Annotated in this window: 13 protein-coding genes; 6 read left to right on the forward strand and 7 right to left on the reverse strand. The window is 39.5% G+C overall.

Annotation, left to right across the window (positions count from 1 at the left end; all coding sequences use genetic code 11):
• Positions 1-57: 57 nt before the first annotated feature.
• The 6 genes from HJC33_RS15630 to HJC33_RS15655 all read right to left on the reverse strand — a co-directional run bounded on the left by HJC33_RS15630 (position 58) and on the right by HJC33_RS15655 (position 12334).
• On the reverse strand, positions 58-3432 hold the full coding sequence (locus HJC33_RS15630; protein WP_171659785.1) for a VCBS repeat-containing protein: 3375 nt from the start codon (positions 3430-3432) through the stop codon (positions 58-60).
• 177 nt (positions 3433-3609) lie between these two features.
• The gene (locus tag HJC33_RS15635; protein WP_171659786.1) at positions 3610-5271 is read right to left on the reverse strand and encodes a RagB/SusD family nutrient uptake outer membrane protein; all 1662 of its coding nucleotides are present in this window, start codon (positions 5269-5271) and stop codon (positions 3610-3612) included.
• An 8-nt stretch (positions 5272-5279) separates the two neighbouring features.
• Entirely contained in the window at positions 5280-8621 is a 3342-nt protein-coding gene (locus HJC33_RS15640; RefSeq protein ID WP_171659787.1) for a SusC/RagA family TonB-linked outer membrane protein, read from the reverse strand.
• Between the two features lie 155 nt (positions 8622-8776).
• Positions 8777-9919: a FecR family protein gene (locus HJC33_RS15645; RefSeq protein ID WP_171659788.1), complete on the reverse strand. Its 1143-nt coding sequence runs from the start codon at positions 9917-9919 to the stop codon at positions 8777-8779.
• Between the two features lie 157 nt (positions 9920-10076).
• Entirely contained in the window at positions 10077-10634 is a 558-nt protein-coding gene (locus HJC33_RS15650; RefSeq protein WP_171659789.1) for an RNA polymerase sigma-70 factor, read from the reverse strand.
• Between the two features lie 710 nt (positions 10635-11344).
• Positions 11345-12334: a hypothetical protein gene (locus tag HJC33_RS15655; protein WP_171659790.1), complete on the reverse strand. Its 990-nt coding sequence runs from the start codon at positions 12332-12334 to the stop codon at positions 11345-11347.
• Between the two features lie 1409 nt (positions 12335-13743).
• Between HJC33_RS15655 and HJC33_RS15660 the strand changes: the two genes are divergently transcribed.
• From HJC33_RS15660 to HJC33_RS15670, 3 genes are all read left to right on the forward strand, one after another.
• Positions 13744-14325, forward strand: coding sequence for an RNA polymerase sigma factor (locus HJC33_RS15660; protein WP_171659791.1), 582 nt, complete (start codon positions 13744-13746; stop codon positions 14323-14325).
• Between the two features lie 16 nt (positions 14326-14341).
• Positions 14342-16225: a metallophosphoesterase gene (locus tag HJC33_RS15665; protein WP_171659792.1), complete on the forward strand. Its 1884-nt coding sequence runs from the start codon at positions 14342-14344 to the stop codon at positions 16223-16225.
• Between the two features lie 245 nt (positions 16226-16470).
• Complete coding sequence (locus tag HJC33_RS15670) at positions 16471-18165, forward strand: alkaline phosphatase D family protein (RefSeq protein ID WP_171659793.1); 1695 nt, start codon at positions 16471-16473, stop codon at positions 18163-18165.
• A gap of 12 nt (positions 18166-18177) precedes the next feature.
• Here the strand turns inward: HJC33_RS15670 and HJC33_RS15675 are convergent, their stop codons facing one another.
• Complete coding sequence (locus tag HJC33_RS15675) at positions 18178-18780, reverse strand: helix-turn-helix domain-containing protein (protein WP_171659794.1); 603 nt, start codon at positions 18778-18780, stop codon at positions 18178-18180.
• Between the two features lie 265 nt (positions 18781-19045).
• Here HJC33_RS15675 and HJC33_RS15680 point away from each other — a divergent pair, with 265 nt between their 5' ends.
• From HJC33_RS15680 to HJC33_RS15690, 3 genes are read left to right on the forward strand one after another with little or no spacing between them, the layout of a single operon-like run.
• Positions 19046-20143, forward strand: a complete 1098-nt coding sequence (locus HJC33_RS15680; protein WP_171659795.1) for a zinc-binding dehydrogenase — start codon at positions 19046-19048, stop codon at positions 20141-20143.
• 13 nt (positions 20144-20156) lie between these two features.
• The gene (locus HJC33_RS15685; protein WP_171659796.1) at positions 20157-20879 is read left to right on the forward strand and encodes an HAD family hydrolase; all 723 of its coding nucleotides are present in this window, start codon (positions 20157-20159) and stop codon (positions 20877-20879) included.
• A 7-nt stretch (positions 20880-20886) separates the two neighbouring features.
• Entirely contained in the window at positions 20887-22146 is a 1260-nt protein-coding gene (locus tag HJC33_RS15690; protein WP_171659797.1) for a DUF5690 family protein, read from the forward strand.
• Positions 22147-22325: the final 179 nt, after the last annotated feature.

The raw sequence follows: 22325 nt of genomic DNA on the forward strand, positions 1-22325 counted from the left end.
AGAAAAAACAGAAAAAAAAGAGTATTAAAAATTTTACACATTTCATTTGCATGTATATTATCTTAATTCATACAGTTGTACAAAATCATTATTCTTAACGGCAACCAATGCTTTATTGTCATTGGCCATATTCATAATCCTAGTTTTTTTCACATCTCCTTTTAAATATAGGTTACTGATAGTGGCAGGCACCTCCCTGAAGTTTCCTTTTCCATCTCCTCTAAGATACACCCCTACACTTGCATCATTTCTTGGAGTTTCTACTTCTGAGACATATAAATTCCCGGACAGTATCATATCCATATGCCCATCTGCATCAAAATCATCAATATTGATTGAGTTAACCGAAGATCTTTGCGATAGGCTGCCTAATTCCTTGACCAAAAAGGTACCGTCTCCTTGATTTTCAAAATAAGAGCTTGCAAAATTGGACGCTTTATAATGTACCGCATTTTCTAGGTTTGCACTACCATAAACGTCTACTAATGTGGCTTGGGCAAAAGCATCGTAATTGTTGAATTTTTTCTTGATAAAGGGCATTTGGTCTGAAGAGCATTGTCTTCCTCTTAGTGGATACAAATTTCCCAAATCATAATATCCCAATACAATATCTAAGGTTCCATTGTTGTCAAAATCTTTTTGATACACTTGAAAAGGCTCATCGTATGTTGCTTTATATTTATAGTTCAGGCCAAGGTTTCCTGCAACCAAATCTTGGTCCCCATCACCATCAAAGTCTGCGGATGCAATACTGAACCACCAACCAGTTTCTTTTGAAAGCCCTGACTTTTTTGTAATATTTTCAAATTTACCTTGATTGTTTTTTAAAACAATAGGTGACATCCATTCACCAACCACCACCAAATCCTTCCAAGAGTCATTATCCACATCTACCCATAATGCATCAGTTACCATTCCCACTCCCAATAATTCTTTGGCTACCGCATCTGTAACATTTTTAAATCTTATGTTTCCCAACCCACTTTCATTTTGCAAGATATAGCTGCTTACAGGCTCTGGATAATGTCCAGGTTTTTGACGCCCACCAACAAACAAATCCAAATCACCATCTTTATCAAAATCACAAGCTTTAACTCTTGAACCGCTTTCTCCCAATTTGGGCAAAGCTTCAACCAACACAAAATTTCCATTACCATTATTTTCGTATAATCGGTCATTTAATTGTTGACTTCCATTGTTGTTTTCGTTTCCTCCACTGACCACATATAAATCAATATCCCCATCCCCATCAGCATCAAAAAACAAGGCATCAACATCTTCATACATTTTGTCTTTAGCAAAAGCAGCTATATTTTTTTGTTTGAACTTCCCTCCATTTTGTTGTACAAATAATTTAGCCTCATAACCTAAAGCCCCACCTATATATATATCTTCCAACCCATCTCTATCTATGTCGCCAGTTGCCAATGCTGGACCAAATTGTGACATTTTATGGGGAAGAAGCAATTCTCTTGAAAAATCATCAAAATTATTTTCTTGGTGTTCAAAAATCAACTGTGACATCTTTGTAATATCCCTGAACAATCCATTTGGTTTTTCAGGAACCTTATACATTTCATTAGCATTTTCATAATCAAGTTCAATGGTCTGTCCAGCCTTAATATTCCTATAAACCTTGAATTTTGAATCTGGCCAAATTATCGCGAGCTGTTCTACAAATTTTTTTTCTCCGAGGCCAAAATGCAATATAGATCCAGAAGCAGATTGAAAACCCCGAGTAGAATAATTTTCAAGAACCTGCATTTGCCCATTGTTTTCAACAACCAATCGAGCTCCTATCCCCATTATATTGTTATTTGAACCTTTTAGTCGAACCTTTAAATAATTGTTATTGTTTTTCTCATTAGATAAATTCTCGTAAATCATTGCATAATCGTCTGTATTATTGACAACTATATCTTGGTCTCCATCATTGTCCAAATCTGCATAAGCCGCTCCATTGGAACTTGTTGGCACATCTGGTATCCAAATTCCGTTCTTTTTGGAAAAGCCGTTTCCCTTTTGGTTATGATAAAAATAATTGGGTCTGTCACGAACAGGCATTTTATTGATCAAACTTGCAACCAAGTCACGCATCCGTTGTTGATTTTCAACATTTTTCTCTCCATACTGAGTAAAAAATTCATCATATTTTGCCTGTTTATATTTGTTGAAGTCATTATTTCTAAAATCTCTTTTTATTCCATTGGATATGAAAAGGTCTTTCCAACCATCATTATCCATGTCAAAAGCCAATGGCCCCCAGCTCCAATCTGTACTGGACATTGCATTCATTTGTCCCGCATCAGAAAATATGGGGACTCCGTTTGTAACATCTTCAACACCATTGTTCAATTGTAATGTATTGTACATATATTGGTGATGTAGTCCTTTGCTTGTAAGATTATAAAAGCGTTCTATATCCATTCCGCTCATTGAGGTTTTAATGTCATAATTATGTTCAGACATCATATCCAAGGACACAAAGTCCATCCATCCATCATTGTTCAAATCGGCAATTTCATTGCCCATTGAATAAAATGAAATATGGTTGGTAGCTTCATTGATCACCTCTTTGAACGTACCATTTTTTTGGTTTAAATAGAGATAGTCCTTTTCTGAGAAATCATTGCCCACAAGAATATCTGGCCATGTATCGTTATTAAGATCCCCTATGGCCACCCCTAATCCAAAGCTAATGGCATTGTTGATCAATCCACTTTCTTCTGAAACATCTATATAAAAACCGTTTTCATTTTTATACAGTCTGGAACTTTGCAATGGACTTTTGATCTCCATTAACGTCTGCAACATACTGCTTTCATAGATTTGAAGGCCATGATTTAGCAAGAACAAATCTAGATCCCCATCCTTGTCATAATCAAAAAAGGCGGCTTGTGTGGAGAAGTTGGGCAAATCAAGTCCATATTGAGCAGCCTGTTCAATAAAAATAGGATTTCCGTATTCATCATTACCTTGATTTACATAAAGTTCATTTCTTGTCTTATTGATATCTCTGTATTTTCCTGATTTACTAACATAGATATCTTGTTTTCCATCCGAATTGATATCGACCACCGTAACCCCTGTTGAAAAACCTCCTTTTCCAGAAACATTAGACTTTTTTGTAACATTATCAAACTTGAGTTTGCCCTTATTTAGATAAAGTTGATTGGATTTTAAACACGAAACAAAGTAAATATCCTGCAAATCATCATTATTGAAGTCCGCAATAGCCACACCAGCTCCATTATAATAGTATTCATACAAGATTCCGTTTAACTGTCTTGTGTCTGGAAGCATATTTTTAAATGCTATTCCCGTCTCATTATGGGGCTTGATGGCAAATAGAAGGGCATTGTCCTGAGTTAATTTCTCATTTTCTTTTCCCAAGGTTTCATCACCGTTTTTACATGCAAAAACTATGACCAAAAAAATTGCACAAGTTTTTTTGAACCTTAATAGAGTATTCCAAAATTGTTTAACCGCATTCATTCAACAAGTGATTAAAATGTTAAGAGCAAAGGAGGTTAACTACTTCTCCTTTGCTCTTTGACTAACATTAAATTAAGAACTAACTCAAATCAATTAACTGTATTTTTTAAACCCCTACCAGCCATTGATTTGTTTGGCCGCAGGATTTTTATCTATCTCATCTTGAGGTATGGGCAAGACATATAATTTTTCTGGGAAACCACGGGTTTCCACTTCAAATTTTGAGTACGTTAAAACTCCTGTGTCCGGATTCTTGTCTATTCGCATTCCATAAATTGGTTTTCCATCCAATAGGTCCTGCGCAATTCTCCATCTTCTGATATCAAAGAACCGATGTTCTTCAAAGGCCAGTTCTATACGTCTTTCATTCCTGATTTTGTCTCGCATTTCAGATTGCCCAAGGCCTGCTTCCAAATCTGGGAGCCCCGCTCTTTGGCGAATTTGATTGATTGCGGCATACACGGTTCCATCAGGACCCGAGGCTTCATTTTGGGCTTCGGCATAGTTTAACAATACCTCGGCATATCTCATAAAAATCCAATCTTGTGTACTAGATTGTGAATAAAGGACCAAATCTTCGTTATGGTATTTACGTAGAAAATATCTTGTGGTCATAAACGCTCCTCCATCACCTTCTCTACCACCTTCAAACATTTCTACTTCTCTTCCTCTAAAAGTAGATCCATTATGTACAACGGTAGCTTCAAATCTAGGATCAAGATTGTCATAAGGATTATCTGGGTCAAACAGTGACGATTCAAACTGTGAATTACCGTCGATCATATCATATGCATCTACGAAATTCTGAGTTGCAAGATTACCACCCCATCCACCATCGCTTGGACCTCTATAGGTATTGGGAGAGTTGTACACATCCCATCCAGCTCCTGGAGTACCACCTCCACCAGTTTGGTGATGTCTATCAGGATAACTGAATTTTTTTGCGAAAATAATTTCACTATTATCCTTGTTTTCTTCTTTGAACAAAGGTCCATATTCTGGAAACAGGGTATAGCCCGTAACTTCGTTTGCCGCAGCAGCGGCTTCAGACCAGCGTTCCGCATAGAGCAATACTCGGCTTTTAAGGGCATGGGCCGCACCTACGGTTGCCCTACCTGTTTCTATGTTGCCAACGGAAGGTAATAGACTGGCAGCTTCATCCAAGTCATTTAAAATAAAATCTACCACTTCATTATAGGTTGCTCTCGGAATTTCAAGGTCATCTTCTAGTGTTAAAGGTTTATCTATAAGAGGTACGCCAGTAGCTTCTGACCCTTCAGATTTTAATCCAAATAACCTTAGCAGCTCATGATATATAAAAGCCCTTAAAAAATAGCTTTCACCTTTTAAACGGTTTGCCAGTTCTTTGTCTTCAAGTGTATCCAGATTTTCCAATGCTGAATTTGCTTTTCGTAGTAGTCCGTAATAAATGGACCATTGGTTTCCCCAAGGCACATTACTAGGTTGAAAGTCTCCACTTTGCAATCTTCCGGAATGTGTCCATCCCATACTTACATCTCCATCATCAGTACAGCCATCCAGTATATAAAGACCCCTTGCCCATCCGTCATAATTACGATCAAAACCAGAGGGCATATCTCCATAGATACCGTTTACAAACTGTATTGCACCTTGAGGGTCTGTCCAGACCAACTCTTCATTAAGGGAATCTTTAGGAGTTTGGTTCAGAAAATCCTTTTCACACCCCAATAGTGAAACGAAACAAACTAGTGTACAGCCTAATTTAATGCTGCCTTTAATTTTTATTTTCATCATGCAAAATTTTAGAAGTTAACGTCTATACCAAAGTTCCAAATCCTCAACTGGGGATAGCCCCAACCTCTACTTTGGCTATTTTCCGGGTCAAAATCTTTAATTTTTGACCATGTATATACATTGTTGGCATTAGCATAGATACGTATACCTTGAACAAAGCCTTTTCCAAATGTTTCAACAGGAACATTGTAGGCCAGTTCCACATTTTTAAGACGTAGATATGAAGCATCTTCTGCCCAAAAAGAAGAGAACCTATGATTGTTTTGGGCACCTTCACCTATTAATACCCGTGGCTCACTTGCATTAGGGTTGTCTAGTGTCCAACGATCCAAGTTTCTTTGATAAGCAGGGCCTGTACCTAGGAAAAATGGATATACTCCCTCTCCACTATAGTACTGTTGCACACTGGCAGCACCTTGGAGTAAGAAAGAAAATTCAAAATTTTTGTAATAGACATTACCTCTATATCCAAAAATTATCTCTGGAGCTGCCGGATTGTTGTCTGTACTTAAGATACCTAATGAAGTACGGTCATAATCATCAATAACTCCATCCGGAACCCCATCCGGACCGTTTAAATCAGCATATCTTATGTCTCCAGGGCCGGTAGTACTAAAATGTGTTGGCGCATTGTCAATTTCTTCCTGTGACTGAAAAATACCCAAAGCGATTAGTCCAAACTGCGTCCCCAAAGGTTGTCCTGTTCTACGAATATTCTGGTTGTCAGATTCAGCCTCATCTATAAATAGGACTTTGTTTCTTGCATAGGTAAAATTGGCATTCATGGAATACCTAAAATCCTCATTGACTTGCTTTGAGTGCCCTAGTTCAATTTCAATACCTTGGTTGTCTACTTTAGCCAAGTTTTCAATAGGTAAGCTTACCCCTAAAAGACTTGGAACGGATAGATCCCTATTTCCTAAAATATCACTTCGCTTATCATTGAAGTAGTCAAAAGATAATGATATATTGTTGTTAAAAAGTCTGGCATCAAAACCTACATTTAGTTTTTTAACAGTTTCCCAAGTTACATTTGGACTGGGCAGGCGCCCCTCATTTATGGTTTGCTGTGTGCCGCTTCCAAAAATGGCATTATCTCCTAAGCCATATTGCTGTATGTAAAGAAATATTTGGTCCGTACCATTAAGTCTTAAGCGGTCATTACCAAGTACCCCGTAAGACCCCCTAAGCTTTAAAAAGTTGATTATAGATGAGTTTTCCAAAAATGATTCCCTTGAGATAATATAGGCTGCAGAACCAGATGGAAAAAAGCCCCATCTATTGCCCGGAGCGAACTGTTCCGAACCATCAGCACGGAAACTACCTTCAAGAATATATTTGTCATCATAGGTCCAATTCACCCTACCTACAATACCTTGCCTTGCCGAATTAAGTGAATAGCCGTCATTTACTGCTCCATCCAAGCTGCCAAACTTCAACTCATCAACATCTAATTTAAAACCTTCTCTCTTTGCATAGAGTTCATTGTACACTTGCTTTGTTTGTGTGTATAATAATAAACCGGATACATTGCTTTTGCCAAAGGTCTTTTTATAGTTTAAATGGGCTTCAAGTGTAAGTGATTGATTATCTGAATTTTTTTGTTCTAAAAAGTTGGCTGCATCGCCACCAATAGGTTCAAAGACAGAAACACCGTTAACTGGGGCGGTAGAAGAATAGGGCACTTTTAAGAAGTTCCAGTTTTTATCATATTTTATGGTTTTATCATAAGCTGCTATCCCCTTTAAAGAGAGCCCGTCAATAGGCAATTGTTGTTCTATTTGAATACGTCCAAGAAATACTTGGCTTCGCTCTCTTCTATATCCATTTTCTTTTAGGGCCAAATAAGCTGGCCCACTGGAATATACGCCATTGGACCATTTTATTGGAGCCAAATTGGGCTTAGCAGACATTAGCCATCTAAACACCTCAGGATCTCTTGTGGCGTCTATATTTTCATCCCTACCTGAAACATCAAAAGATAATCGTGTTGTTTTGGTGACATTGGCATCGATATTCGATCTAAAATTATACCGCTTAAAATTATCGCCAGGGATAATACCATCTTGATCTAAAGCCCCAAAGGAAACTGCATATTGTACGTTTTCAGAGCCGCCATTTGCAGCAATGTTATAGGTTTTAATGATCGCAGATTTGTTCAATACAGATAGCCAATCTACATTTGGATGTGTATCGGGGCTACTACCATCTTGGTATTTCTGTAGGTCTTCGGCAGAATAGGTCGCCTCATTACCTTCATTGATATTAGCCTCGTTAAAAAGTGTGGCATATTCGTAAGAATCCAATAAATCTGGATCACGTGTACGCTCTTGAATACCAAGGGAAGAAGAAAAATTAATCTGCATTTTACCTGCTTTACCCCTTTTTGTTGTAATCAAGATAACACCGTTACCACCCCGTACACCAAACACGGCAGCACTTGAGGCATCTTTAAGTACAGAGAACGATTCAATTTCATTGGGGTTCAGTTGACTAAAGTCCCTGCCGGTGCGTATAATACCATCGATCACATATATGGGTTCAGCGTTACCGGTGGTGCCTATACCCCTAATTAAGATATTTGACCCATCCTTACCCGGTTCCCCTGAACGCTGCGTAGCTATAATACCGGTGGTTTGTCCCACTAATGCGTTACTTATATTTGCCGCTGGGTTTCTGGCAATTTCTTTTTGTTTTATTCCAGACACTGCGCCAGAAATGTCGCTACGCTTTTGTTCACCATATCCAATGACCACTACTTCATCCAAGGCAGCGGTATCTTCTTTTAGGGCTACTTGTATATTTGTTTGTTGACCTACTGTAATTTCTTGAGGAAGAAAGCCTATGTATGAAATGACCAATATTGCATCAGTACTAGAAACAGTTATGGAAAAATTACCATCAAAGTCAGTCTGTGTACCATTCGATGTGTTTTTTTCAACGATATTGGCACCAGGCAAGGGCTGTCCGGCTTCATCGGTAACTAATCCTTGAACAGTATATTGCTCTACTTTTTCAATATTAATTTTATCATTTACAAGCTTTGGCAACTGCTTAATAACAATAGTGTTGTTATTGGAAAGTTCAAAATCAAAATTTTTGTTCGACAAACTTTTTTTCAATAGTTCTGTAACAGATATTTCCCCTTTTTTGAGCTGAACTCTTGGAGCATTTCTGAATGCATCCCTAGGATAAAGAAAACGATAATCTGTCTGCCTTTTGATTATTCGGAAGACCTGATTAATACTGCTCATTTGGTCATGTTCAATATGAACTATTTCTTGCGAAATCGATTTCGATGAATTAAAACCGAATACCATGGTGCACAATAAGAAGATAAATGTTCTCATAATGGTCATTAACAACCGCTTTAAAATCAAAAAACGACTGCATCTAAATTTAAATACCATAAATTTGAATGTGTTTAGTTAGTTATTTAATTAATTATCACGCTATAGGGCAAGGTACTCTCATCGCCAAATGACATCACTTTGCCCTTTCTTTTTTATTTTAAGAATACTGTTTTTCCATTTATTTCATAAGCCTCGATTATTTTAAAATTTTGTATTGTGATCAGTATTTCATTAATGTCCTGTTCTTTACCCAAAATGCCGTTAAAGGCAACATTTCCAATTTCTTCTTTTTCAAAAACAACGTCCATATCGTACCACCTTGAAAGGACTCTCATTATTTCTGAAAGGGGTTTATCCTCAAAACTAAAGACACCTTCTTTCCAAGAAATTTCGTTATATACATCTACTCTGTTCACTTGAAATGTATTGGCCGTTTTGTTCAATACAGCTTGTTGATTCGGAGTCAAATCTTGTCCGTGTTCTTTTGAAAACACTGTTACTTTCCCTTCTACCAAAGTAGTATATGTACTTGACTCGTCTTCATAGGCCTTAATATTAAACTCTGTACCCAAAACCTCTACTTCTTGGTCTTTGTTCAGCACTCTAAATTTTGTGCCATTATGATTGGTGCTTGGTGACACATCAAAATAAGCCTCTCCGTAGACCAATTCTACTTCGCGGTCCAAACCATCAACAAACACCACTGGGTATTTAAGTTGAGTCTCAGAGTTTAACCAAACTTGGGTGCCATCTGCCAACTTAAGTGAAAACTGTCCACCTCTTGGAATGGTCAAATAATTATAGTTTATCTTATTCTCTTGGGTCTTGGAAGCGTTGTAAACCAATTCTTGTCCGTTGCTACTCAAATTATTCTTTTGTAAACTTTCTCCCTCTCCCAAAACAACGCTGGTACCATCTTCAAGTGTCAAAACCGCTTTATCTGTCCCCTTTTTAATTGAATTTTCTACTATTGTTGTATTTCCCTCTTCCAAAGGTTTATCAACAAAAAGGATACCCCTAAACAAATATCCAATAGCAATTAGTACAGCTATTGAGGCAGCCCACACATATTTTTGGTATAGCTTTCTTACTGGAACATCAATATGATTGCTTACTTTTCTTAAATCCTCCTGAATATTTATTTGCATACCTTGGTCTTTGCGTTCTTTGATCAAAGACTTATCAGTAAGGTTTTTCAATATATACTCTTTATCATCATCATTAAAAACATTTGAATTTTTAAGAGAAGTAGGATGTTCCTTTTTCAGTAGGGAAACAGCCAGTTGCTTAGACAATTCAAGTATTTTATTAAAAATCAGCATCTGTTAAAGTGTTGATTAGAGCACTGTAAATAAGTGTCTATTTTACACTAAGACGACAAAAATTACGAAGAGGGTTAAGAAATGATTAAAAAAAATTAAAAAAAATAGTTAATTATCAATTTTGAGGTGTCTATTTTAAGATATCGGTAAGAAGCAATAATAAGGCAAGATGCTCTTTCAATAATGGTTTTAGCCTCTTATACGCTATTTTCTTTTGTGCTTTAATGGTATTGATTGAGACTCCCAATTCTTTGGCTATTTCCATATTGGTAAAACTTCTGATACTCATCCTAATAATTTCAGCACATCTGTTTGGAAGCGTATTTATAGCTTCTTCTAAAATATTTGAGGTTTCTAAAATCAATACCTCTCTTAAAAAAAATGGTTCTGTCTCAAGTTTTTCAATCTCTTGTATGGGTAAGGATTGTGTTGACCTATAACGCTTGCTTTTTAGATAATCCAGAGATTTGTTTCTTACTGCGGTATATAGATAGGCTTTAATGGTATTTTCATTTTGGAACTCTATCTTATCCTCCCAAACTTTAATGAACACTTCTTGAACAAGATCTTTGGATACTTCCAAATTTTCAACATACTTGTTTGAAAACAAGCATAAGGAGGTATACAGCTTTTGGAATAGTATTTTGTATTCTTTTAAAGTCAGCATAGCTAATTCTTGAGGAATCATTAAATGATTTTTGGATTCCTTTTGTATTTCCCGTTCTAAATGAACCTTCGGCTATATACCTCAATCTAATTACTTGTTAATTTTTTCAAGGCCAGGATACAATTCAACTAAAAGTAGTGAAATTATTTTCTATTTTCCAAAACAATGAATATTCCGCTCCATCGAATTCTTGAAAATTTATTAAAGAAACACTTCGATAAAAACGACAAGAAGGCTACATAAGCTAATGGGATTTTTAATCTCTTCATTGCAATTTTGCTAGCCCCTTTCCAAAAGATTTGCCTACTTTTACCTTGTATTAATGTTCTTTTAGTTTTGGCACTTTATAAGTGACCATTTCGGTTGCCACTTAGATGACGCACCTTATAAGTGATTGTTTTTCAGAATGATAAAATCAAGGTTTGGGGGCCGTCCAGACCACCAGTAAAATCAAGCCCTCACAGATGTGGGGGCTTTTTTGTTCTAAAAAAATGCATACTTTGTTCATAGTTTTTGATTTCACTCTAAACTTTAACATCTTTTAACTCAAGAGGCAGTAATCATAATCGAAAACCATTGTAGGCTTCCACATTTTCCAGAAATTTTGAAAATCCTTTTAAAATCAATTGGCCAAAAGGCTTTACTTATTCTGAGGGTACCCATTGCCACTCAATCATATAAACAAGAACCTATCCAAAAGAATAGGCTCTTGTCATGATTTTTAATTATGATCAATTTTGGGGAGTACATCCCAAAGTCGCTTGCCAACCATCTGCAGTTGGACTGTAGGAATAATTAGGTGGGTTCTGGGTCTCTACCTTTAACTTATAAATGTTAACAGTGGCACTTTTTGTAAAGCTCAAAGTGGCCGTATTCGATGTGCTCAACGACATTCCCCACGGGCCGGGGTAATTGGCAGTTCCCATCCATCCGGTATAGGCCACTGTATTCCCATTGGAGTCCTTAACCGTAAACCTATTGGGAATATCAAGTGCCGTGACAGATACCTGGATGGTAGATCCCGTTGCAACACAATGTACATCTAGGTTTTTATCAGGATACGTATAATAATTATTTATAGTATAATAATTTCCTGTATATAAGTCGCCACAATTGTTAGGGGTGGTACATCCCGTACCACCGGTACCGGTACTACATCCAGGGGTTGAACAGCACGAACAGCTTGTGGTCGCACCCCAGCTGTCATAGGTTGGGTTATATGAATAGTTGGGTGGGGTCTGTGTCTCTACCTGTAACTGATATGTTTGCGTAGTCTTGGTAAATGTCATGGTCTTGGTATTAGTTGTACTTAGGGAAAATCCCCATGGGCCAGGATAATTGGCCGTTCCCATCCAACCACTTGACTTTACAAAGCTTCCATTGGCATCTCGAATAGTAAACCTATTTGGGATATCGTATGCAACAACAGATACTGTAATAGTAGACCCCATAGCTGCACAACTTATGTCGATGGATTTATAGGGCGTATAGTTATGGTACGAATTGATGACACTATAACTGCCACTCACATAACCCCCACATGAGGATTTTGATGTCAAATCTGTTGTCGTACCTTTACTGGTAGAAATGGATTTGGAATCTTGTCCTTCCAATCTACCTGAATTGATTTCATCGACCTCTTGGATTGTGGAATCCGTTTCACAAGAAACCAAGGCAAAGATTAAGAAAAGAAATACTGATAATTTTTCAATGATTTTCATTTTTAATGTTTTTGTTTTATGTATATAAACAACCATCACCCAATGGGATAAAGCCTCTTAGGGTGTAAACTCATGTCTGGCGGCAAGTATACTTTCCAACATTATAAATGTAGTATTAATCTTTCTTTTATTTATGTATTTTCTTTAATAATTTTGGCGTGAATGGCAAGAATTATATAACGGATTGTCAATATCTAATTACTAATTGAAGCTAATCCATTAAGGTTCAAGATAGGCATAAGAGTTTTAAGTAACCGTTTTATTGAACTTTTCTAGCTTAAGGATACAAAGTCAGATTTCTTCTGGGTGGTATCAATTCAATAATGTGCATGGGAGCAAGACTAAGGATGAAAAACTACTTAATGGTCTAACATCCTTGTTCGAGACGTGAATTTCTATTTACACTTACAGTAATTTTATAGGTTTTAGGAAACTAGGATATTTTCGAAGGTTTCTACTATTCTTTAACGGTTACAATATTTTTGGAATCTGGATTCACAACAAAAGGTAAATGAATCTGTTGAACTCTATTTTGCCAATAGGTCATTTTATATTTGCCAGGTTTTAGCTTCCTTGAGAAAGGGAATTCAACTCGTTTTAAGGTAAATTCCGTTGGTCCTAACACAGAGAATTTATTCTTTGTAGTACAACTTTCACATTTAAAAGTCACTAAAACCAATTCCTGTTCTAGTAGATTATTATTCTGCTTAATATTTTTCACAGAGGATATCGTCACAAGAAACATTAAAAAGAGTGCGCTTATTATTTTCATAACTGAAACAATATATTGAACAAGGTTTACTATTAATATTGACGTTAGATTTTATGAAATAGTTGCCTGAAGCTGCACTATTTCAATATTTGTTTCAAAAAAGTGCATAGTTTTTGTTCTCCCACTCTGTAAATCTTCAACTAAAAGTGGACTGAAATAGGGGTAAAAGATTTACTTTTCGTTACAGAAGAATTTGCGGTTAAGAACCCAAAGGAATTTTAGAGGATGTGCAAAATTTGATTCTAAAATGGGTAAACATTGTTACTGAATTTTAAATTTCGATAAATATCATCGAAAGAATAGTACAAGGTTTGGTAAGGTTTTCGTAAGCAAATTACGCTGTTTAGTTTTGTCGCAACTATATCTAAATAAGCATGGTTATTAATATATGTTGAAAGGTTGGCACCTCGATTCGCATTGATTATTTCGAGGTTTTTTTTGGGGAAAATTGGAATTGGAGCATTCCACCAAGGATATGTAAAGAACATAAGTTCCTTTATGTCATTAACAATTTAAATAGGTTCTTTTTTAAATACTCCAAAATACATTTTTGTCCATAAAGCATTCAATTTCTTTTAATTACAATGTTTTACATTTAAGTAATATAATCTACTATTGTTTTTGATTACTTTGTGTTATGCCAAAAAGCACTGATGAGAGCATAACAAGTATAGGGGAATTGACCAAAAAAGTTGCTGTTTCTGACCAAAAAGCCTATAACAAACTGTTCAATGTTTTGTGGGATGCTTTATATCCTTATGCGGCTTCATTAATAAGGAACGAAATCGCAGCCAAAGATTTGATTCAGGATATTTGGCTAGACTATTGGCAACGAAGGAACAGTATTGACCCTAAGCACATCAAAGCGTACTTATCCAGGGCTGTTCGTTATAAATGCCACAACTATCTACGTAACAATAAATTTAACAATGCCCAACTAGAGACCACGAACATTATTATAAGTCCAGGGCTCAACGTGGTTTCCGGGGAATGGATACCCATCAACGTATTGGAGAACCGGGAGGACCGTTTTTACAGCAACACCAAAAAAATCAAACTTATCGATACAGTGAGTTGGTGGTATAGTCTGGCACTGGCCGATTTTGACCACGATGGCGATATCAAACACCTCACAAAAATGGAACATACCACCAACGGCAAAAAGTACCTGCTCTTTGCCAAGAATGATGGGCCTATACAGCTTGTAAAATATGAATAAACCAACTTTCTACGAAATGAAAAATACAATGGCTTTACTTTGTCTGACACTGGGTCTGTTTGTAAATGCCCAAGCTGTACAAGATTCCTTGTTGGTCAAACCCTATCTACAATATGCCACCCAGCATGGCATTACCGTGCTTTGGGAAACCACTTCGGAAAGTTCGGCCATGGTCGAATTCGATGAAATTTTAAAGGATCGACCCAAACAGACGTTTTCCCAAAACGTCAAAGGAAAAAAGAGCGGTTTTTTACATGAAATCCGTTTGGAGGGCCTTAAGCCGAATACCAAATACCGATACAGGGTACGGAGTACCTTTGCCAACGGTCGCGAAATGGTTAGTGAACCGTCCAGCTTTAAAACGGTGGTGGGTAATGATGATGGTGTTTTCTTTGCCTTTATCGGCGATACCCAACAACAGCCAGTTACCCCTTGGGCCTGGGGCAAAATTGCCCAACGGCTCTGGGAAGAACGTCCGCAATTCATTATCCACGCCGGTGATTTGGTCGATAAGGGCGAACAAAAGTCGGATTGGGTGGAACAGTTTTTCCCCGCAGGGCAAAAGGTGATGTCGCATTACCCCCTGTATTCCGTTTTAGGGAACCACGAACACGATGCCCAATTCTATTACGACTATATGGCCAATCCGGCACCTGAATATTATTATACGTTCCGTTATGGTCCCGTGCAGTTTTTTATGCTCGACACCAACAGGGATGTGTCGGAAGGTTCGGAGCAATACAATTGGTTGGAGTGGGCCCTGGCAGAATCGGATGCTCCTTGGAAAATGGTGGTGCACCACCATCCGCCCTATTCCACTGAGGAAGACAATGCCATTTCCACTTTTAAGAGTTTTGCCCGCAATCTTGTACCATTGTACGAGGCCTACGGGGTGGATTTTTGCCTCTTTGGGCATACGCATCTCTACGAACGTAGTTGGCCCTTGTTCAATGATCGGATCAGTATGGAAAATGGTATCGTATATATCAATTCTGGAGGTGCTGGTGGCGGATTGGACGATTTTGACCCGCATCGTTCCTGGTTTACCAAAGAACTGGAGACGGGACACCATTATACTACTTTCAGCATTTTTGAAAACCATTTATCCTTCCGTGCCATTGCGCATGACGGCCGTGTTTTCGATTTTTTTGAAATGGAAAAGGACAAATATGCCAACGGCAAACAGCTGGCCAAACTTTTGGTGCCTCCCCCACCCCGCATCGATTTTGATTATGCCGTTTTCGACAAGACAAAAGAAGTGGTGTTGACCCCGCTTTTCAAGGAACACCAGATTTATTATACCCTTGATGGTTCCGAACCTACACTGAACTCCCTAAAATATACCGGGCCTATACAGATCAAGGAAACCTGCCAACTGAAAACACGGGCCTATACCCAAGATCATAGGGCAGGAAGGGTCATCTCACGGAATTTTAAAAAAATGGATCCCCTGAAGGCCACAAAAGTAAGATCGCCCAAAAAAGGATTGCGGTTCACCTATTATGAGGGCGAGTGGATGGAGGTTCCTGATTTTGAAAAACTACAAGCCGTGGCATCCGGAGTGGTCAAAATGGTTACCGATAAAGTGGATGCCCCAATGCGTAAAGATCACTTTGGGTTGGTGTTGTCGGGCTATGTCCACATTGAAAAGACCGGAACCTATAAGTTATACCTCAATTCGGACGATGGTTCCAAAATGTATATTGACGGGCAGTTGGCGGTAGATAATGACGGCTCCCACAGTTCCAAGGTAGAAAAAGGAACCCTGGTGTTGGAAGCGGGGAAACATCGCATCCGAATCGAATATTTTGACGATTACGGAGGAGACAACCTGAGTGCCGGAATCGTAGACGAAGAAGAGGGACTTATCCCATTTACGCCTTGGCAATTGACGCATTAGTCGAAAAACAATCACGGAACAAGGTTTGTGTCTTAAACACTGATTTCGATTATCGGATTAAAATTTTAATCCGCATGAAAATCCTTTAAAACAGCATCTAGGTCCGTTTTGGGATATAGTATTGATTTTGCTTGACAAATCGTGGTGAAATCAGGTAATTTAAGCCAATGGTAAACTTCTCATAACTTCAATATATTTTCTTGTAACGAAATTTGAATTGATTTTTAACGCTATTTTTTATCATCATGAAAAATTTTGTTTTGGCTATGGGGGGCTGTCTTGCTTTTTTGAATGTGACCCAAGCCCAGTTTCGGCCCAAAAAGGAAGGGGATTTTAGAATCGCCGTCTTGGCCTGCATTCGTCAGTTTGAGCCTGCGCCTGCCTTTGCCAATTATGTAAAGGCCGACCCCGACCTCTGCCTTTGGATCGGGGATAATATTTATGCCGATGCCGATACGGAGGCCCAATGGATCCAAACCTGTTATGATACTTTGGCCGCAAAACCCCATTTCTCGGAATTGAGAAATGATTTTGATCTGATGGCCACTTGGGACGACCATGACTTTGGGTTGAACGATGCCGGAAAGGATTATCGATTTAAGAAAGAGAGCAAGGCCTTTTTTCGAAAATTCTGGGGTTTGGAGGATGTAATTCCCCAAAAACAAGACGGTATTTATTACGCCCGGGATTTCGAGATTGGTGAAAAAACCATGAAGATCATTATGCTCGATGCCCGATATAACCGAGATGACCCCGATACCGATGGCGATGTCTTGGGAGAACCCCAATGGCAATGGCTTAAATCGGAACTGCAAAAAAGCAGTGACCTTACCTTGATCGTATCCGGATTCCAGATTTTGTTGGATAAGGATGCCGGTTCGGAGACTTGGGACAAATTCCCCACGGCCAAACAACGCTTGTTCAATACGGTTCGCGAAGCACAGGCGGAAAATGTACTGTTCCTCACCGGAGACCAGCATTATGGGGAAGTGTGCCGTACCCGAAATACCATGGATTTTGATGCCATAGAACTGCAATTCGCAGGGGTCAACCAAATTGAAGGTCCCGAGTTCAACTTTAATCGGGTATCGCCGGTCATCAAATCCCTGAACAGTATTGCCCTGATCGATGTGCAAATGGAAACCACCGAGGAAGATATCCCCCATTTGCTCTTCCGTATCGCGAATGCCACCACGGGCGAAATAGAACTGATCTATCGGGTGAACCTGGATGAAATCGCCTTGGACCTCAATTTTTCGGAACCGACATCCTTTTCAGAGAATACCAAGGTGACGCTCCAGCACCGATATCCCGATTTACGCGTACGCTATACTACGGACGGAAGTGAACCTACTGTTCGTTCGTTGGAATACGCAAAACCCCTTGCCATTGAAGAGACTACGACCGTGAAAGCGCGTTTTTTCACCCAAGACAACAGACCCCGCAGCAAGGTATTTGTCCAGACCTATGAAAAATTGGAGCCCATAGCGGCTTATGCCCCAAAAGGAAAACGCCCCTCAAAAAAAGGCCTGACGTATACCTATTACGAAGGGGATTTTACGAAACTTCCGGATTTTAATGCCCTAAAACGGACAAAAAAAGGAACCGTGGCAACGGTCGATTTAAAGGAAATTCCACATCGGGAAGACCATTTTGCCATCAAGTACAGGGGTTTTGTCGACATCCCCGAAACGGATACCTATGCGTTTTATCTGATTTCGGATGATGGATCTAAATTGCATATTTCCGGAAGAGATGTCGTCAACAACGACGGTTCGCATAGCAAGCGCTTCAAAAAAGGGTTGATTTCCTTGGAAAAAGGGCTGCATCCTATTGAAATCGAGTATTTTGAAGATTACGGTGGACAAGCCTTAAAACTGGGGTATGTAAAAGAAAACGGGACACCAGTGGAGCTTTCGGCCGATATGTTTTTTCACTAGAGTGGTTGGTCGTCAGTCATTTCCCTCCATACGATCGGTAAAGAAATAGATTACCAGATATTCCACCGTGGTCGTGGTTTTGTTCAAGGGTACATGGGGCGCCATGCCATCAAAGAAGAAGGAATCCCCCTCACGGATAAAAACGGTTTCCTCGCCGATCAGGTATTCCATTTCCCCTTTGAGCACATACAGGAACTCATAGGCATCGGTACGTACTTTTGGGCGTTGATTACCGGGTTCCAAGCTCACATGCGACACCTGAAAGGAACGGTCTTGTATGGATTTGTCCAAAATGGATTTATAGCCAAAGCCCTTCGCTGTTTCTTCCTTTACATACGGAATATAGGCCTCTTTTGGAATCAACCGATGGGCATCCGAATGGGAATCGTGTTTGATTTCCTTAAAGAAATCTTCGGGGCTGATATCGAGGCAATTCATAATGTCCAAAAGCTTGGGCAAGGTCGGCACCATTCGCCCGTTCTCGATTTTGGACAGCAGGGCGTTGCTCATTCCGGTCGCCTCGGCAAAATCGGTAAGTTTCATGCCCTGCTCTTTTCGCAGTTCCCGGATTTTGGGCCCGATCAAGTGAATGGGGTAGTTTTTTGTGGATTCCATATAAGGTATTCAAAATTATGTGTTGCCAAAAATGGTACAAATGGCACATTTTCCCAAAAAAGAACCCAAATAATTTCATTATATCGAATTACTTTTTCTTTACATGAAATTTATTAAAGCTTCTAAAAATAGTATTGTTTGTGTTTTTTTCTAATAAAATAAAGGGTTTTATCGTTTTTAATTAATGTTCATTTAATCTATAGAAGATTTTATTTTTTCAAATTAAGAAATATATTTGCAATAAGTTTCTTAATTGGAAAATACAATGCGCACTATAAAAAAGGCCAAAGCTGCTATTTTTACCGGAACCGATGAAGTCATGCAGCTTAAGGAAATCAGCATCCCAGAACTCTTCAACGGACAGATTTTGGTCAAAAACCAATACACCACCCTTTGTCGGAGCGATTTGAATACCTATTCGGGAAAACGCAACGAAAAAACACCTACGATATTGGGGCATGAAATTGTAGGGACCATTGCCGAGTTTGCCAATGGTATGCCAACACAGGATTTGGCCGGGAACGACCTGAAAATTGGCGACCGAATCACTTGGGCCATTTATGCCAGTGACCCGGAAGATGCCTTGTCAAAAAGGGGCATTCCCCAAAAAGCGGCCGACCTTTTTAAATATGGCCATGAAGAAATCGCCGGGAGCAAAACCCTACATGGTGGCCTGGCCGAATATACGATCCTAAGGCAAAACACCCCGGTCTTAAAATTGAAGGAGGAGGTGCCCAATGGTATCGCTGCCTTGATCAATTGCTCGGTGGCTACCGTGGCCGGAGGTATACGTTTGGCAGGGGATATCAAGAACCGTCATGTACTGGTTAGCGGAGCGGGCATGTTGGGTGTAATGGCCTGTGCCATGGCAAAGACCATGGGTGCCAAAACAGTTAGCGCCATGGATATTAACGATGACAGGTTGAACATAGCTCTTGACTTTGGGGCGGATTATCTTTTTGACCTTAAGGAGGATTGGGAAGAACATATGATGCGTCATCTGGGAAACCCCAAACCATTTGATGTGGCCCTGGAATTCAGTGGTGCCGCTTCCGCCATGGAAAACACCTTGAGGTTGTTGGGCATTGGGGGTACGGCCATTTGGATTGGAGGAACCTTTCCGCAACGCGATTTACAGCTGAATTCCGAATATTTGATACGTAATATTCTAACGGTAAAAGGGTTGCACAACTACAATGAAACGGATTTTAAAAATGCGGTGGACTTCATCGGAACGTATCATGATCATTTTCCATTTTCACAATTGGTCGAGGATTATTGCACGTTGAATGAGGTGAACGAGGCCTTTGAACATGGGTTGAACAGCAATGCTTTTCGTGTAGGGATTAGTATAAAACATTAAATAATACAGATAGATGCAAAAGATAAAATTAGTGGTCTTTGACCTTTCGGGAACCACCGTTGAAGATGATAATGCGGTAGCCAAAAGTTTGCACCAGGCGGCCGTGGACTATGGATTGGACGTTCCCCTTGTTGAATTTCAAAAAACCATAGGTACGAACAAAATCCATCTCTACCAGTACATGATCGCCCAAAGCAAGGGGCAGGATGTCGCTATTGAGGATTTTGAGAAATATGATTTCCCCGAACTTTATGCCGAAGCGAAGGTGCTTTTTGACAACTATTCGGTGATTATGCTCGATTATTACCGCAACCATGTAAAGGCCATGCCGGGGGCGGAAGACGTTTTTGAATGGTGCCATCAAAACGATATAAAAGTGGCGACCGACACCGGTTTTCACAACGATGTAAACCGTACCATTATCGATAGTCTGGAATGGCAGGAAAGAGGTTTGGTTGATGTTAGCGTTGATGTTGAAATGACCCAAGGTACGGGGCGCCCCGCACCTTACATGCTTTTTTACGCCATGCAGCAACTGGGGGTGCAGAGTGTGCACGAGGTCGTAAAAATAGGGGATACCCCTGCCGACCTACTTTCGGGCCATAACGGGGGCTGTCGGTATAACATTGGGGTGCTGAGCGGTGCCAATGACAGGCAAACCCTTGAAAAACATCCCCACACCCATATTTTTGGTAGTGTAGCCGAACTTCCCCAACTTCTTGAGCAAGAAGCCTAGTAAAAACATGAACACTTTAGTCCCGCCCTCCACAAAGATAAAAACGGCCCTGTTCTGTATGTTCGGGGCCTTTATCACCTACTGCAGTATGTATGCCTTTCGCAAACCTTTTACGGCGGGTATGTACGAAGGCTTGTCGCTTTGGAATATCGATTATAAGATCGTATTGATTACTACCCAGGTCTTAGGCTATATGCTGTCGAAGTTCATCGGGATAAAATGGGTGTCCGAAATGGCCCCAAATAAACGGATTTCCAGTATTTTGATATTGATTGGGATAGCTTGGGCCAGCCTATTGCTCTTTGCCGTTGTACCTCATCCCTACAATTTTATTTTGCTCTTTTTCAATGGACTGCCCTTGGGGATGATTTGGGGCATTGTCTTTGCCTTTTTGGAAGGAAGGCGAAACACCGAGCTGTTGGGAGCGGCCATGGCCTCAAGTTTTGTAGTGGCCTCGGGTCTGGTCAAAGGCGTGGGGCGTTATTTGGTAGAAAACATGGGCGTCACCGAATTTTGGATGCCTTTTTTAACGGGATTGATTTTTGTGCCCTCCCTGCTTTTAGGGGTGTATTTATTGGGAAGGATTCCCCCACCCAATGCCGAGGATATTGCCCAAAGAACGGAACGGGTGCCGATGGACAAAAAACAGCGCAGGACTTTTTTCAAGACCTTTTCCCTAGGGATTGTCCTGACCGTTTCCATATATATCGCCTTGACCATTTTTAGGGATGTACGTGATAACTTTGCCGTGGAGATTTGGACGCTCTTGGGCTATACCGATGTGCCACAGGCCCTCGCCTTGGCCGAAATACCCATTGCCCTTGGGGTTTTTGCCATTATTGGGGCCATGATCTATATCAAAGACAACCGGAAGGCCTTTTTTGCCAATCTGGGCATTATCGGGTTGGGCGGGTTGTTGTTGATTTTGACCACTTTTCTCTTCAAAAACGACATCATATCACCTGTTCTATGGATGATTATGGTGGGTTTTGCCATGTACCTTTCCTATATCAGTTATCATACCATGCTCTTTGAACGATGGATCGCCCTTTTTAAATACCGTAGCAACATCGGGTTTTTAATGTACCTCGCCGATGCCTTTGGTTATTTGGGCAGTGTGGGCATCCTTTTCTATAAGAATTTTGGCCAGCAAGAGGTCGATTGGCTTTCTTTTATTTTGTCGATTTCCTATGTGGTCGGCGGGGTGACCATTATTCTTTCCGTTATAGCAGGACTTTATTTTATAAGGTCTGTGAGGGTTTTTTGACCGCATGCTATAAACAAAGTTGAAGTGGCCTTACAACTAAAAGTACAGGTTAAAAAACATAAGTTTTCAATACATTTCTCAGTAATTCAACTCATCTAATAAACTTTTCTAATCCAATTCAATAACAACTCTTAAGGTTTCCAACTTTAAAAATATGTTAGCTTTGTTTCTAAAAATCA

This window comes from Flagellimonas amphidinii (assembly GCF_013090115.1).
In the GTDB taxonomy this organism is placed as follows: Bacteria; Bacteroidota; Bacteroidia; order Flavobacteriales; family Flavobacteriaceae; genus Flagellimonas; species Flagellimonas amphidinii.